This window comes from Citrobacter sp. ANG330, from assembly GCF_047467925.1.
GTDB lineage: Bacteria > Pseudomonadota > Gammaproteobacteria > Enterobacterales > Enterobacteriaceae > Citrobacter_A > Citrobacter_A amalonaticus_G.
In genome coordinates this window covers 191,907-207,645 of sequence record NZ_JASJUI010000007.1, presented here as the reverse complement: position 1 = coordinate 207,645, position 15,739 = coordinate 191,907, and the positions used below count along the sequence as shown (strand labels likewise).

Here is a 15,739-nt window from a genome sequence, read left to right as displayed (position 1 = left end):
ATATAAAATAGCCCCTCAAACGGGGCTATTCATTATTCGGAAAATTTAATTACATTGAACGGTAAACTCATTGAATTTAATCTTTGTATCCTTAAGTTTGTAATTTGCTTGACATTGCTGTGATGGCTCGTCACCCCATTTAACTAGTAGGGTGTCCTCCTTAGGCAAGCCTGACATATATACTTGCCCATCATCAGCGACAATACTGCTATTGATGCTATTTTCTGAATCCAAAGTGACCAGGCTACCAAAGGGAACAGGGTTGCCATTCTTCTGCATTAAGGTAATCAAAGCCTTATTACCTATATTTACTTTAAACGGCGCGGATACTAACGCGCCGCGACTAGGTATTACCGTAACATCTGTATTTAATAACTCGACATCATCCTTCACGCTATTCACGTCCAGTGATATTTGGTTACGATTGTAAGGGCTAAGATAAGGAACGATGGCATAGCCGCGCCAGTCAGTATAAATGCCCGCACCATTTAACACTTTTACACTTTCGGCATCACGAGCCTGTATCAGCGCGCTGCCACTATTTAAACTAAGCGGTTGCGAAAGAGTAATTCCGTGTGGATGTATGGTTATGCCACCGTTGAGACCATAAGTCCATTGACTGGCGTCTTTTTGGTAGGCGTAACTGCCAGAAATGTAGCCGTATGGGCCACGATAATTAAGATTAACATTGCCTGCTTCTCCATGGTTATGGTTTTGCCAACCTTGAGCAATTGCATAATTTAATTCTCCGTTACGGGTAGTACCATTGAGGCCAATTTGTTGCTGTACCTGGCCATTGTTTGTAATCGTGTTAGCCGTTAAGAACATATTATTACCGCTCAAAAAGTTACTTAACGGAACGGAGAATGAGAAGAATAGTGATTTATCTACATCGCGATAGGATGGGTTTTTGTTATATCCAAGCGATACCATTGCTGAGATATAGCGGAATGGTAGAGTATAAGAGGCAGAGAAATTATAACCATCCGCCATATCCCAGTACTGATCCTTGCTGGCTGAAAGATTGACTTGTCCCCAGTTTTGCAGATCCTGATTAATTGTTGTTGAAACACGTGAACGTTGGTGATAGCTGTTTACGTTTCTGTCATTTGCATATCCGGTTTGAATCTGTTGCAACTCATCAAAGTCATAATAACCTCGCGTTGCATAACGATAGCCAGTGATATTTAACGTAGTATTAGTCTCACCAAAGCCGCGTGAATACATAAATCGATAAGATTGCCCCTGCTGAATCCCTAATACGCTATAGTTCTGAGTAAATTTTGATCTTGCGTGCGTCACATCAACAGAAAAGGCGCCCCATATATCTGAATATTTACCCACTCCAAGAAGTGCAGCCGTATAATCATCCGCATAAATCCCTCCACCGTAGAGAGTGTATTCATCAGGTAAACCTATTGCTACAGAGGACTGAACAAAGTGTGGATTGTTACTATCCTCAGAATTTGTAAAATCTGAATAATATTTACCAAATGCCAAGTTATAACGCAGTCGTCCCTCCCGCTGGAGGATTGGCAGCGCAGCAGTAGCCTGGGTGTAATGGCGAACGCTGCCATCTGCTTCACGAATTTCAATTTCCAGATCGCCTGTGAAAATTTGGTTGAAATCTCGTAATTCGAAAGGGCCTGGAGGAACGCTTTTTTGGTAAATTAAAATTCCGTTTTGTTTTACTGATATCTGTGCTTGTGAATAGGCAATGCCTCTTACAACGGGGCTGTACTGACTGAGTTCAGAAGCAATCATACCATCATCGGAGGAGAATTGTGCGCCTTCAAAAGGAAAGCTGTTAAAAATCGTACCGTCCGTTGATGTCTGCCCAAGCGTAAATTGTCCGCCTTGTAAGAAAGCATAATCATGCTGTAAATAAACACTGACTGGCTGCCAGTGGCTATTTTTATTTGAAGAGTTGGTTGACCAGTTTCCTCTTTGGCGCAACCGCCACCCTCCCAGATTTAATGAGTTATCTAGTGATAAAAATTGGCTACGACTGCCATATCCATTATTATTTTGTTTTAGCCCATTGTAGTTATAATTAACCATCAAAGCGGGCAAACCATCATCCCATAGATACGGCGGTGTGCTCAGCCAGTCCTGAGGCTTAAGATAACTTTGAGGGATAGTTAAAACTAACCTTTGATTATTAATATCGAAATTTTCATCTGCACCCGCAATTAACTTATTAATACACGCATCTTTCCCTGGAAGGGGGGCTACTATTTTGCTAATGTTAATCCCCCAACGGTCAAGTTGCTGGAGTGTTAATGTTGCACAAAGTGTAGAGTTATGAGGTAAAAAATCAATGCTAACTGCGCTATCGATTAATTTCTTATTAAGAATAACATCAACTGTATATTTACCAGGTACAGCACCGCTTGCCTTAGAAAAATAACTCAGATCGATGTTTTTAGCATTTCCCCCATCGGATATTTTTAGAAAATCTGCATTAAATGTAAAACCCGTATTACTGATATATGTGGAGTTAACTGAAGCCCAGCTAAACGCCGGAAACAGAATTGCGACCCTTATCAAAAGTAGAGGGGTTTTAATTATACCTTTCAAAGAGCCTCCAGAATAGTTATTAAAATATGATCTTAAAAAATAATTTCTGTAACTGGTGATTTTCCGCCATAGTCATTTATCGTTGTAAAGCTAAACGAAATAGCATTCCTTTCTGGGATATGCAATGTTGAATAAGGAGCCACCATGAAATCTTCAATAGAAGTTACTTTTTTACCATTTATTTTTACATCATCCATCGTAATGTAGTAAGGGGTCGGGTTTTTTATTTGCACATTGGTTTTGTTATTTGATATTTTCAATGATTTGAACGCAGCATTAACTATTTCCTGCTTATTAAGATTATGCGGGCGATAAAATAACTTTATCCTATTATTTATTGCAAATTGCAACTTTGTCGGGTTTTGGGAAGTGATGCTATTATCTTTTGGTATGGCTGGTATTGCTAATACATTGATTCTAAACACCGATTCTTTATCCATTGGCAATGATTGAGAAATATTATCAATTCTCAACTGTATGCTTTCGTCATGTGAAATTCTATAAAGTGGAGGTGTTAAAATGAAATTTTTATTTTTTTCATCACTATTATATTCCGATATCCATGAACGTAATAGCCAAGTTTTATTATTAAAGTTATTAACTTTTATGGATGCGCTTTTCTGCTGAGAATCTAATATCACTCTGGTCAGATCTAAATTTATCCCTTCAATATTCTGGGCTGTGGAGGGAAAGGCCAAAAAAAGAATATATATAAAAGAAAAGTAACTAACGATATGTCTTTTCATTAAATAATCCAAGCTAAAGGTTAAAGCATGACTGTTTAAGGTCATGCTTTATTATAATTAGACTTAAGCGTAAGTTGCGGTTACAACGAAATTCTCACTGTAATTGCCTTGTGAGATTGCAATGCCATTATTGGCAGTCATTTTAACTGCTTCAACACGAACTGGCACAGTAAACGCATCGTTGTCAACAGAAATTGCTGTACTTGGGGTGTTATCTAATTTAAGGTTTGTAAAGTTTGAGCCTTGATCTGTTGAAATACCAAAAGTCAACCCAAACCAAGATTGGGCCGCATTATTGACTTTTGGATAAACGATATTTTTACTACCGGTAAGCTGACCATCACTAACTGCTACTTTAATATTAACTGATTGACCATTACATCCATTAAATTGGATGTTACCTGCCTGCTGTTGTAAGATTGCACTTCCGTTTCCAGCAGCCTGAAACAAAGAAGTCGTAATGGTTGGCATGGTTACACTTGTAGGAAAAACAACTGAACAAGTTGAAGCACCCGTTGTGCCAGTTACTGCTACTGTACCCGTACCAATTGTATCGCCCGAAGCTGCCATCGCTGTACCGGCAGCCATGGTTGATAATAAACCCATTACGAGAAATGTTTTTTTCATTTTCATAAAATGTATCTCTTATCTTATCTCATCTGATGATTGTTTGAATTAAACAATGCAGTTGCACTTCTTAGTCACCTTTTTTGAAGACAGGCTGCATTGTCTTATTAGGTTATTTGAATGTTTGTTGCTAATCAATCGGATAAATTTAACCCTTTGGTGTGGTTGTCTGTGATTTTTAAGTGATTAATGATATTAAATGACTTAATCTGATAAAATTTGATGGTTTTTTTTATTTTTTTATTGTTTATTTTTATTTTTATTTGTTGTTAATTATCTTTTTTTATTGTTTTTTTGTGCTCCCCTGGTTCTGTTTGTACGCGATAATTAAGTTGAAGTTATTATTTTTATTCTTGCTATGCCTATTTGTGGTTCCTAATCTAAAGTATTAGCATTTGTAAGATATGGATGGAGTATTCAGTGAACAAGATATATACAGTTAAATTCAATTCGTGCGGGAAGCTTGTTGTAGTATCTGAACTTTGTAGTGGCGTAAGCAAAAATCAACGCATATGTCGTTGGCGTAAATATAAGATAATATGTTCTCTATTGATATCCGGATTTATGGCGGTTTTTTCTCCTGTTAAACTTTACGCCTCAGATGTAGGTAACATCCTTCCCTATCAAACCTATCGCGATTTCGCACAAAACAGGGGAACTTTCCAGGCTGGTGCATCCAATATCACCTTATATGATAAAAGTGGTAACCCTGCAGGCGTATTGGATAAAGCGCCAATGATCGATTTTAGCTCTGTAGATAAAACAGGCGTCGCCACCTTAGTCAACCCGCAATATGTGGTAAGTGTTAAGCATAACGGCGGCTATCAGTCCGTCCGGTATGGCAACTACACGTATACCATCGTCGACAGAAATAATCACTGGGGACTGGACTTCCATACGCCGAGGCTGAACAAGATCGTGACGGAGGTTATCCCTTCAGAAATGACCCATGCAGGTACTGTGAGTAACATCTATAACGATAAAACGCGATTTCCTGTTTTCTATCGTGTAGGGTCTGGGACGCAGTACATTAAAACGCCATCCGGGCAACTTCAGCATATCGCAGGTGCATATAGTTATCTTACAGGAGGAACGGTAGGCTCATTGCGCTCTTACCAGAATGGTCAAATGATCACGACCTCCTCTGGACAAATTTATAATTCAGCAAACGGACCGATGGCGACATATGGTGAAGCTGGCGACAGCGGATCCCCTTTGTTTGGTTTTGATACAACCATTAATAAATGGACTTTGGTTGGCGTATTAACCGGGAGTAATGGTGCGGGCGGTAACGGAAATAACTGGGCTGTCATCCCCGTCGACTATGTTAAAGGTGTTCTCGATCAGGATACCGATCCCGCCATTAACACTACCTCTTCTGACAAAATCTTCTGGAATTTTGATAGTCAAACCGGTACCGGGAATCTCACCCAGGGAAGCCAGCGCTGGGATATGCATGGTAGCGTAAATGGCTCAAATCTCAATAACGGCAAAAATCTGACCTTCCTCGGTTCCGACGGGCAGATCATGCTGAACGACGCTGTGGATCAGGGGGCGGGTACGCTGACTTTTGATGCGAATTACACCGTCAGCGCCAGTGCCGATGAAACCTGGAAAGGTGGCGGGATCATTGTTAACGGCGATCATACCGTCGACTGGCAGGTGAAGGGTGTTCAGGGTGATAACCTGCACAAGCTCGGTACCGGGACACTGAAAGTCAATGGCACGGGTATCAACCCCGGTGGGCTGAATGTTGGCGAAGGAACGGTGATTCTGGCGCAGCGCCCGGACAGCGATGGCAACGTCCAGGCCTTTAATATGGTTGATATTGTTAGCGGACGCCCAACGGTTGTACTGAATGATGATAAGCAGGTTAACCCTGACAATATCATGTGGGATTACCGTGGTGGTAAGCTCGACATCAACGGTAACAGCCTTACCTTCCATCAGCTTAACGGCGCGGACGACGGAGCGATCCTGACCAACCGCGGGAAGCAGGCTACCGTCAACCTGGATTTCAATAAAGCAGATGCCACAACGGCGGTTGCCAACATCTGGCACGGCCACTTCACCGGCAATGTTGATGTCAAAAATATCGTTACGCCCGGAACGCAGAATGACTTTGTCATGGATGGCGGGATGAACACGCAGGGGAGCTTCACCCAGCAAAATGGCCGCCTGTTTATCCAGGGACATCCGGTTATCCATGCAGCCAGCAGCCAGGGCGTAGCGAATAAGCTGAAGGCGCTGGGCGACAACTCTGTTCTCACCCAACCGGTTTCCTTTACCCAGAGTGACTGGGAGACCCGCCAGTTCAGCCTGAAACAGCTTGATCTGTACAACGCTGACTTCAGTCTGGCGAGGAATGCCAGCCTTAATACAAATATTAATGCCGACCATTCCACCGTAACGCTGGGCAGTGAAAACCTCTATATCGATCTCAATGACGGGAACGGGGTGAAAACCACGCCGTCATTCGGGCAGTCAAAAGCGACCAACGACGCCGATCAAAGCCGTTTCAGTGGACGCGTACAGCTGAAGAACGGCTCCACCCTCAACATTAATGAACACTTTAGCGGCGGGATTGACAGCGCAGACAGTTCGGTGACCGTGGCGTCCAGCAATGCCGTTCTCAGCCAGTTCAGCCACTTCAGCCACTCGCCGCTGTCACTGGCAGATGGCGCGAAGCTGACGGCGACATCGGGGCTGGTCTCTGACAGTGAAGTGACTGCCGGTGCGGGATCAACGCTTTCGCTGTTAACCGGAGCGTACTCGGCTGAGCGCTGGCGTCTTGACGGGCAGGGCACCACGCTGAATGTCGGCGCGGGTAGCGTAATAACAGGCAATATTCAGGCGGATGCTGCTGCCAGCCTGAATATGGGTACGGCAGAGGATGCCAGTAAGGATCTGTTCACAGCTTATGGTGGCAACCTGAGTGCGCCACTGGCAGGCGCGGTGATGACGAATACCCTCTGGCAGGCGAACGGGCAGTCCGTGGTGAAATCTCTCGACCTGAAAGGTTCACAGGTGCGCTTTGGCAATGCCGGCGCAGCGGGTTCTCTGACGGTGGATACTCTGACGGCCAGCAACAGCCAGTTCATCATGAACACTGACGGTAAAACGGCAGATACGGTAACGGTTAAGCAGTCGCTGACCGGTAAAAACAATGCGCTGGTTGTTGTCCCTTCGGTGGATTCTGTAAGCCAGGGAGCATCACCCGTCGCGTTAGTCACGGCACCGAAAGCGACGGCTGCCGATGTGTTCACGCTCAAACCGGTGACACAGCGCGTGGGTATTCATACCTTCACGCCGCAGATGGGTTTTGTGGAAAGCGGGAACAGCAAACAATGGCGACTGGAAGGGTTTGACGTGCAGCAGGACAACGCGGCGCTGCAGGCCAGCAAAGCCGTTATGAATACGGGATATAAAAACTTCCTGACGGAGATGAACAACCTGAACTACCGCATGGGCGACCTGCGCAATACCCACAGTGAAACCGGGGCGTGGGCGCGGGTCTTCAGCGGTACCGGTTCCGAAGATGCGGGTTATTCCAACAGCTGGACTCACCTGCAGACTGGCGCCGACAGAAAGCACGCGTTTGACGGTGGCGACCTGTTTACCGGTGTGACGGCAACGTTCACTCACAGTAACAGCCATGGCGATGGCTGGTCCGGTCAGACGAAATCAACCGGTATCGGTCTCTATGCTTCCGCGATGTTCGATTCCGGGCTGTATGTGGATGCCATCGGTAAATATGTCCGCCACGATAACCACTATTCGGCGAGTGAAACCGGAATGCCGGAGCAGGATTACCGCTCGCACTCCTGGTACCTAGGGGCAGAAACCGGCTGGCGCTTCTCGCTACCCGGCGAAACTTTCATCCAGCCGCAGACGGAGCTGGTTTATGGCTCGGTGTCAGGAACCCGGTTTGACTGGCAGTCTGCAGGTTCAGACATCCGTATGCAGCGTAAGCAGGAGAATCCGTTGATAGGCCGTACGGGGGTGGAGTCCGGAAAAACGTTCAGAGGTAAAGACTGGGAACTGACGGCGCTGGCTGGCGTTCATTATCAGTATGACCTGTTTAAACCGGCAGAGACGGTTGTTCATGATTTTGCCGGGGAAACTCATATTAAGAATGGTAAAGATAGCCGGGTTAACTTCAGTTTAGGCGTTAATGCCAAAATTAAAGAAAACACCAGGATTAGTCTTAATATAGAGCGTTCGGCCTTCGGTCATTACGATATTGATAAGGCAATTAACGCCAATATCCGTTATTCATTCTGATTTTAACGGGTGAGTAAGTGAAAGCCTGAACCTATAGTTCAGGCTTTTTTATGGATTAAATGTGAGTGAGAATTAAATTCATTTACGCAACAACTTAGTGTGCATAATTTTATCGTAATGGGTTATTTTTTAGGGTGGTTTTTGTACTTTTCATACCTTATAGTCACTTTTAGTTAGGGTGTCTAATACATTTGATAGCTAAGAGTCCTTATGTCGGTTGCTTTTTTGTTGGCAAGTAAAAATGCTTATTTTAATTACGGATTGTCTCTGCTCGCTAATGATGATTCAGATATTAAATGTTACGAGTACAGGGATGTTGATTCAGCTCATGAAATGCTGAACAAATATAAAGAAGCCTATTTGGTTTGCGACAGGGATGATTACTTTTCTTACTGCTTTCTGATGGAGAAATTCCCCATAACCTGTCTTTGCCTTGAGGAAGTATCGTACCAGCATGAGAAGTTGCGTGTGTTCTCGAACCGCAGACCTTCGCCTGTTTTAGTATTCAACGAGTTTACGGAGGATGAGCGAAAAATCGTCTATCTGTATTTCTTTAAAAGAAAGAAAATCAGGGAGATCGCGATGTTAACGCAGCTAAAAGAGAACACTATTTATTATAAAATACGCTCGATTAAACTCAAACTGGGTGCGGAATCCACCCGAAAACTACCGATCCTGCTGAAGAATTTTTTTCTTGCACCGAATGTGTGATTGCCACATTTTCGCATGGTTTCTCGTTGAAAATATTTAAATTGTTAATTACATCACCAAAGCCACTGGGTAACACTATGTATTTTAAAGAGATGCATAGTTAAAAAAGTAATAATTAAAATCATACACGATTTCGTTAATTAAAAAATTCCGAGTTTACATGGCTGATAACCCATGAAATTATATGCATACAAAGCATGGGGGTGACTGTATGAATAGTCAAAGTGCTTTAAGTACCCTTAATTTTCCGGCTAAGGAAAGTTTTGCACACAACAATCTGTTGGTGTTAAAAAAGATACGTTTTTATAACTGTGCGATTATCTATCTACGGGATGCGCAACTGCTTATAAAAACGAAAGATGGGCAGTCCTTTAATGTTCCCCCTGAATCACTTTGTTATATCGAAAAAAACACAGTGATTGATGTTGCATTAAAAGTGCTGGGTAAAGGGGTTCCTTATGAACTCTATCACGTTGATAGTGATGTATTGAGTTGTATCTGTAAGGTGATGGAACCGCTTCTGTTGGATCCGCAAAGAGTCAACCATACGCGAGGTAAAATATTCACCTGCCCTGTTGATGAAACAGATACAAAAATCTTCAAGCGATTAATTGGAAGCGATGTCCCACAACACCGACAAGTTTATAAAATAACTTATCTTCTTTCTAAAATGAGGGATATTGAATCGTTAGTTTATTCCTTGTCGGTATCGACGGATACCACCTTTACTGAGCGACTGAAGTCAATCATTGAAGCTGATCTCTCTAAATCGTGGAAGTTGGCAGATCTGGCGAACATTTTACATATGTCGGAGGTGTCGATTCGTAAAAAGCTGGAGAAAGAGAGTAATAACTTTAACACGCTGGTGTTGGATATTCGCATGCATCAGGCGGCGAAACTTATCACTACGACTGAGAAGCATATTAACAGTATCGCCAATGAAGTGGGCTACACCAGTACATCTTATTTTATTCGTAACTTTAAAGAGTTCTTTGGCATTACACCGAAGCAGTTTGCTTTGAAAGTAAAAAAACAGTCATGATGATTTTTACATACCCTGTTTTTTACATCATCCTTCGATATCCTTAAGGGCCTTCACAGAAGAAAATGGCTTTAGCGCAACAGACTGGTGTATTACTTTTACCCCGTCTGTTGCGTTAAGTCTTTGCCGCATAGAACCCGTTCGCTTTCATAGATTCGGTAATGTTCTGGGAGCTGTACTTACCCTGTAGTGTTCTTCAGAAGCTATTGGTTTGCCTGATGTCAGGCTAAACATGTCGAGCCCTCTTATTATGAACAAAAGCGCAATAGTCTATTGCCATTTGTATCATTTATGTCATCAGGCAGCAGGCGTATTCTTCATCCAACGCGTGATTCAACGCCAACCAACCAATTTACTCTGGGATTAAACATGAAAACCATTATCGCTGTTATTACTGCTTCTCTGTTCTCTGCTATGACCTTTAGCGCCTCTGCGCAGAGCGTTACGGCGTCTGGCACCACGCTGGATTCTGCTGAAGCGGTAATTGCACAGAAAGCGAAAGAGATGAATGCCTCTGAATACAAAATCACCAGCGCTCGTATGGGCAATACCGTCACCATGAGTGCAGAACTGTATAAATAATCGCGAGGGGAACCCATCATGTTATTCGATCACTATGCGCTGAATGCCTTGCCGTTAAAAAACCGGATTGTTATGCCGCCGATGACGCGTTCCCGCGCCGGGGCTGGCGACGTCGCGACTGACATGATGGCGGACTATTACGCACAGCGTGCCAGCGCGGGGCTTATCGTTAGCGAGGGCACGCAAATCAGCCAGCAGGGTCAGGGCTATGCCTGGACGCCGGGCATCTATTCTGATGCGCAGATAGCTGGCTGGAAAAAAGTCACTGACGCCGTGCATAAGGCGGGCGGTAAAATCTTCGCTCAGCTGTGGCACGTCGGTCGTGTTTCCCACACCCTTCTGCAGCCTGGCGGCGCGGCGCCGGTCTCTTCTTCGGCTATTCAGGCGCCTGGGGTGAAAGTCTTTGTCGATGTTGAAGGGCGCGGCCCGGAAAATGGCGTCGGCGAGATGGTGCAGCATGACATGCCGCGAGCCCTGACGCGGGAAGAGATCCCGGCGATTGTCAATGACTATGCCCAGGCGGCGCGCAATGCTATCGCCGCAGGGTTTGACGGCATTGAACTGCACGGGGCGAACGGCTATCTGATCAACCAGTTCATAGATTCGCAGGCCAACCTGCGTGATGACGAATACGGCGGCTCGCTGCAAAACCGTCTGCGCTTTATGCAGGAGGTGGTAACGGCGGTCTCAGAGGCGATTGGTAAAGAGCGCGTGGGCATTCGTCTCGCTCCGCTGACTACGCTTATGGGATCAAAAGATGATACTCCGGAAGCGACCTATCTGGCGGCGGCCAGCGTGCTGAACGAGCTGGGCATTGCCTATATTCATATCGCCGAAGCGGACTGGGAAGATGCGCCGGTCATGCCTGCCGCGTTCAAAGAAGCGCTGCGTATTATCTTCCAAGGCACGCTGATTTACTCCGGTAAATACACCAAAGCACGTGCTGAAGAGGCACTGGCGAACGGCTGGGCCGATCTGATTGGTTTTGGTCGCCCGTTTATTGCCAACCCGGATCTGCCGCATCGCCTGAAAAACGACTTGCCGCTGAATGCGCCGATTAAAGAGAAGTTCTTTGGCGGCGGGAAAGAAGGATATCTGGACTACCCGGCTAGCTGATTTCATGCTGGAGAGCGTCAATCTGCTCGCGCATCCACAATTGGCCCGGCGAATAGCATAACGCCGGGTTTTGTGCATCCCTTTCATTGGCTATCGCTACGTCAAACCGTCTGAATCCGATCATGGTGGGATGGCGTGGCACGAGATGGTGATGGTGTTGTAAGAGACGCGATAAAAACCGTATGAAACTCGAATGTAGAAGGCTTTTTAGGCTTTCTGAAGCGGGAACAGGGAATGATATTTTGGCGATCACAGGAGTCGCATTTGATGGTTAACTCGTTGATTTTAATTTTATGTTTTGTGTTGGATAAATGAGTAACCCCCATAAGCACCCCCAAATGATTTTACTTGTGGGGGGCGGGGGTTTCCTGAACTACTTTTTAGGCACTGTTTTCTATTGTAGCAAACCGGCAATAGAGTCCAAAATACAGAATAATTGCTTGTGATCAGTTTACTGTTTTGCTGTACAGTACCCCCAGCATTTGTTAAATGGACACTTTGCTTTCAACTAACATTGTGCCTTCGAAGAGTATCTCCTGATGTAAGGGGTTATCAATTTCCCCCCTCCAGTATCGACGGGATTTTTCGACGCTTTCCAGATAAGATTCAGCATCTCCTGAAAGATGAGTCTCACTGGTTGTATGCATTCTTCCATCAGGTAGTACTTTGAATACGGTTATCTGCTCTGCGGGACGTCCAAGTCGCTCAATCCAGTAATGAAGATTGTCCTCCCCCTTTGTTAACCAAATGCATTTTTGGCGAGATGGCAGTTCTGGAAATTCTGATGTTCTTACTGATTCCCAAATTAGCTCTCTGACATAAGTACAAAAATGTTTAGCTGTTTCGTGGCCGATACTTGCGACATATCGCATATCGCTATTATGTAGATTTCCTGAAGCAATGTGTTCCAGAAGGGCTATACGGCTGATATCGTGGGTGGCCCCATTTTGGATAAATGTTTCTCTGGGATATGGGTAAGATATGTAATAGTTAAAGAATGGATTAACATCGGTCGTTGTTATGCTATTACCTACTTCCATTGGCTTGTTATTTGACCATGGAAGCCGGGTATTCAGAGTAATATGAAAATAATCATCTGCCATATATGTCACTTAGCTAATTTCTAAAAATATCATTTTATGACGATGTTATGCGTACATCTAGTCTCATGTCGTTAATAATTATGTCGCCGCCAATGCGCTGCGTCAGGCGGGAGATTTCTGCGATTGGTTGCATCAGGGATGTGAGTTGCTGTAGTGCGTTCTGGCGAACGGTAACGATCCATTCAATGCTAGTGGAGCAAATAAGCTCGTTGTTATCGATTAAAATTTCAGCTTCTGTTTGCATAATTTTGTTCGTATAAAAGCAAACGCGCCTGCCGGGAGTGGCAGGCGCATTATGCGGTTGAGGGTGTAAATCAGGAAGGCGACTCGCAATAAATAATACTGTCGCCTTGAATCTGGAATGGCGGTGTTAAATTAATGCGGGAGCGTGGCTCTGTAATACCTGTTCAGCTTCTTGCTGGAAAAACTGGCGTGTAATGCTGAAGAACTCATGCAGTTTATGATCTGGCGAAGGGACCAGATCAAGCTGAAGTAATTGGTGCAGATCCCAGTCTTTCTTCATATGCTCATCAAGAAGTTTTTCAAGCTCTGCCCAGTGCTTCCGACGTTCAGTTTGCAGAAATCCGCTGTTCAGATTTAGTAGATCAATGGTGTATTGTGCATTTTTTGCTTCCTGCTCTGTCAAATCTATCGAAGGAACCACATATCCATTAGATAAGTAAGCAAAATAACGGGAACAATCGGGGATATGGCAATGGATAAATTTTGCCATATCCACAGCATCTTGTTTTCCTCTTGAGTGACCGCCGAAAGCGTTGATACCGAACAGGTGCAAACCATTTTCTGAATCTAATGCACTGGCGGCGAGATTTTGATAATCGAAGGTTCGCCCTGGTTGCTGGCTTTTATTTTCGACGTGTTCAATGTGATAGCCGAGGCCACGCAAATCGGCACGTACTTCGCTATAACAACAAAGATGATATTGCTCATTGAGCAGAAGCGTCATTACATCTGCTTTGTCTCGTCTGAAGTTTCGCCAGCGACTGGTTGATTGATCAGAGTTCTGTGGTGGATTTTCATTTGCAGTGAATAAGGCATCCGTTCCTCGTCGGGTTTTGATCACGTGCCTCATTGTGCTTTCCCTTTTAGCAGCTTTTGCCGGGCAATACTGCGCTGTAAGCGCTGGAGCTGGGGATGCTTTTCACCCAATGCAGTTATCAATGAAGCCATTAGTTGCTGCACTTTTGGATCGTCGTACTTCCCTTGATCTACCCAAGCCGTCAGTTTTTGCAGATCATCCCTTTCCTTAACCGGAGGTTGCGGATCAACGCCCATCACGCTGTGCAGTACATCGTTACTTGGCTCGCCGTAGGTCGCACCTGGTGGTATTGACGCCAGACCATTACCTTTCTCGTCCTGTTCAAGTAGGCGAACAGATTCACGTTTTACCGTGCTGATAACCTGCGGGCTATGGGTAGTGACAATAAACTGGATCAGTGGAAATGCACTGCGCAAAGACTGGATAATTTGCTGCTGCCAGGCTGGGTGCAGGAACATATCGACTTCATCGATCAGCACAATCCCCTGCGTTTTTAACGCGGCATTACTGCGTAAATGAGGGTTAAGTTTGACGCAGCGAAACGCGATATCCGCTACCATCGCAACCGCATTACGCAGGCCGTCACTTAGCTGGGATAAGGGGATCTTGCCGTGCTGCGGATGATTCATCACCAGTTGCTGGTTATGGCTGGAACTGTATTCCAGATCGTGCCAGCCTGTCACCTGCTGAGTCAGACAGTTAATGGCCTGCTGGATAGCCTGAATGGCTTCTTTCATGCTGTCGTCGCGCAAACCTTCGACCAAATCTACAATCTGATTTTGTCTGCCGGATTCAAATAGTTTGAATTGAAACTCCAGGTGACTGCGCCACAACCAGCTATACCACTGCTCAAACTGCTTATAATTCGATGTAGCAGAAAGGCAATCGTCGTAACCGGACAGGCGTGAAAATGCGCTGTTATCCAGGCGTTGTTCTGCCACCTGTGGTTCGTAGCGCTCCTGATACCATAATCTTGCCGTGCCAAGATAAAGCATGAGCGGGAGATCAACAGGTTGTTTATGTTCCTCATTACGAACCAGTTTTTGAAGCTGCTCACCCCAACGGGTAAATCGGGCTGCCACCGTATCTTCATGCGGAGGTTGCTCACCCTCTTTGCTGAGTATCCATGTAGCCGATTCTCCACGTTTCCATTCACCAGTAGCGGTAATGATGGTTGGGTGCGAAAGTTCCATGTTCAGCGCCTCTGGGCGGTAAATCAGACGTAAGTCTTCGGTACGGATCGCTAGTGATTTATCCTTCACATAGAGGCTGGCATCAAAACCACGAATAAAGGGAAACAGCGCCAGGCGTACCGCATCCAGCACTGTAGTCTTGCCTGCGCCGTTCGGTGCAACCAGAATCGTAATGTGCTCATCAAAGGTAATATCGAGCCGTTTAAAGCAACGAAAGTTAAGCAGTGAAAGTTTGTCGATTCTCATTACACCAGCCTCGCCTGTTTTTATGTTTTAGTATAATAACATTTATTGCTCGCTTTAAACGGGCACGGGTTACGTCATTTATAATGTTTTGAATCAACCATCTGGCTGATTACATTTGCGTTTTTTGCACTGAATTAGTAAACCAGTGGCTTGCCGCGCCCGCAGAATATCAACAGCACGGAGATAAGGTGATTGTTCCTGCCAGCTAAACCCCCTGCGATCGATGCGCACGAGTTCGTACTTTTCCACCAGAAAGTTAACGGCATCGGCTAGTGTGATACCGGCGTTGATATGTTCCTGAATAATACTTTCATCATTGAATGGTGTATCGCTAAGGGTCAGGCCATAGTGTTGCTCCAGAAGGCGTGTAAGTAGCGTTTGCCAAACAGCCACGGGGGACAGGCATGGCTTCGCTGCCCGCAGGGTTATTGCAGGTTGATATTTCATTT

At 45.0% G+C, this 15,739-nt stretch carries 12 protein-coding genes and 2 pseudogenes; 5 read left to right on the top strand and 9 right to left on the bottom strand.

Annotated elements, in window-relative coordinates; genetic code table 11:
- Positions 1-45: 45 nt before the first annotated feature.
- From QNN88_RS16650 to QNN88_RS16640, 3 genes are all read right to left on the bottom strand, one after another.
- Positions 46-2,580 carry a fimbria/pilus outer membrane usher protein gene (locus QNN88_RS16650; protein ID WP_414241192.1) on the bottom strand — a complete coding sequence of 845 codons (2,535 nt, stop codon included), beginning with the start codon at positions 2,578-2,580 and terminating at the stop codon, positions 46-48.
- 32 nt (positions 2,581-2,612) lie between these two features.
- Entirely contained in the window at positions 2,613-3,326 is a 714-nt protein-coding gene (locus QNN88_RS16645; RefSeq protein WP_414241191.1) for a molecular chaperone, read from the bottom strand.
- A gap of 63 nt (positions 3,327-3,389) precedes the next feature.
- A complete protein-coding gene (locus QNN88_RS16640; RefSeq protein WP_414241190.1) occupies positions 3,390-3,959 on the bottom strand; it encodes a hypothetical protein in 570 nt (189 codons plus the stop codon).
- Between the two features lie 414 nt (positions 3,960-4,373).
- Here QNN88_RS16640 and QNN88_RS16635 point away from each other — a divergent pair, with 414 nt between their 5' ends.
- The 5 genes from QNN88_RS16635 to QNN88_RS16615 all read left to right on the top strand — a co-directional run bounded on the left by QNN88_RS16635 (position 4,374) and on the right by QNN88_RS16615 (position 11,688).
- Positions 4,374-8,237, top strand: coding sequence for a S6 family peptidase (locus QNN88_RS16635; protein WP_414241189.1), 3,864 nt, complete (start codon positions 4,374-4,376; stop codon positions 8,235-8,237).
- 210 nt (positions 8,238-8,447) lie between these two features.
- A complete protein-coding gene (locus QNN88_RS16630; RefSeq protein ID WP_414241188.1) occupies positions 8,448-8,948 on the top strand; it encodes a helix-turn-helix transcriptional regulator in 501 nt (166 codons plus the stop codon).
- A 211-nt stretch (positions 8,949-9,159) separates the two neighbouring features.
- Entirely contained in the window at positions 9,160-9,990 is an 831-nt protein-coding gene (locus QNN88_RS16625; protein WP_414241187.1) for a helix-turn-helix transcriptional regulator, read from the top strand.
- Positions 9,991-10,359: 369 nt separating this feature from the next.
- On the top strand, positions 10,360-10,572 hold the full coding sequence (locus QNN88_RS16620; RefSeq protein WP_044263563.1) for a DUF1471 domain-containing protein: 213 nt from the start codon (positions 10,360-10,362) through the stop codon (positions 10,570-10,572).
- Between the two features lie 18 nt (positions 10,573-10,590).
- Entirely contained in the window at positions 10,591-11,688 is a 1,098-nt protein-coding gene (locus QNN88_RS16615; RefSeq protein WP_414241186.1) for an alkene reductase, read from the top strand.
- Positions 11,689-12,173: 485 nt separating this feature from the next.
- Here QNN88_RS16615 and QNN88_RS16610 read toward each other — a convergent pair whose 3' ends face one another.
- The 6 genes and pseudogenes from QNN88_RS16610 to QNN88_RS16585 all read right to left on the bottom strand — a co-directional run bounded on the left by QNN88_RS16610 (position 12,174) and on the right by QNN88_RS16585 (position 15,737).
- Positions 12,174-12,791 (bottom strand): DUF2441 domain-containing protein, encoded by a 618-nt coding sequence (locus QNN88_RS16610; RefSeq protein ID WP_414241185.1) that lies wholly within the window; start codon positions 12,789-12,791, stop codon positions 12,174-12,176.
- Between the two features lie 79 nt (positions 12,792-12,870).
- Positions 12,871-13,035, bottom strand: a pseudogene (locus tag QNN88_RS16605) (restriction endonuclease subunit M); the annotation flags it as partial.
- Positions 13,036-13,161: 126 nt separating this feature from the next.
- A complete protein-coding gene (locus QNN88_RS16600) occupies positions 13,162-13,884 on the bottom strand; it encodes a retron system putative HNH endonuclease (RefSeq protein ID WP_414241184.1) in 723 nt (240 codons plus the stop codon).
- Positions 13,881-14,087: a hypothetical protein gene (locus QNN88_RS16595; protein WP_414241183.1), complete on the bottom strand. Its 207-nt coding sequence runs from the start codon at positions 14,085-14,087 to the stop codon at positions 13,881-13,883. The genes QNN88_RS16600 and QNN88_RS16595 overlap by 4 nt, the downstream gene beginning before the upstream one ends.
- A pseudogene (locus QNN88_RS16590) lies at positions 14,087-15,290 on the bottom strand (AAA family ATPase). Before QNN88_RS16590 ends, QNN88_RS16595 begins: the two are co-directional and overlap by 1 nt.
- A gap of 93 nt (positions 15,291-15,383) precedes the next feature.
- Entirely contained in the window at positions 15,384-15,737 is a 354-nt protein-coding gene (locus QNN88_RS16585) for a TA system toxin CbtA family protein (RefSeq protein WP_414241182.1), read from the bottom strand.
- Positions 15,738-15,739: the final 2 nt, after the last annotated feature.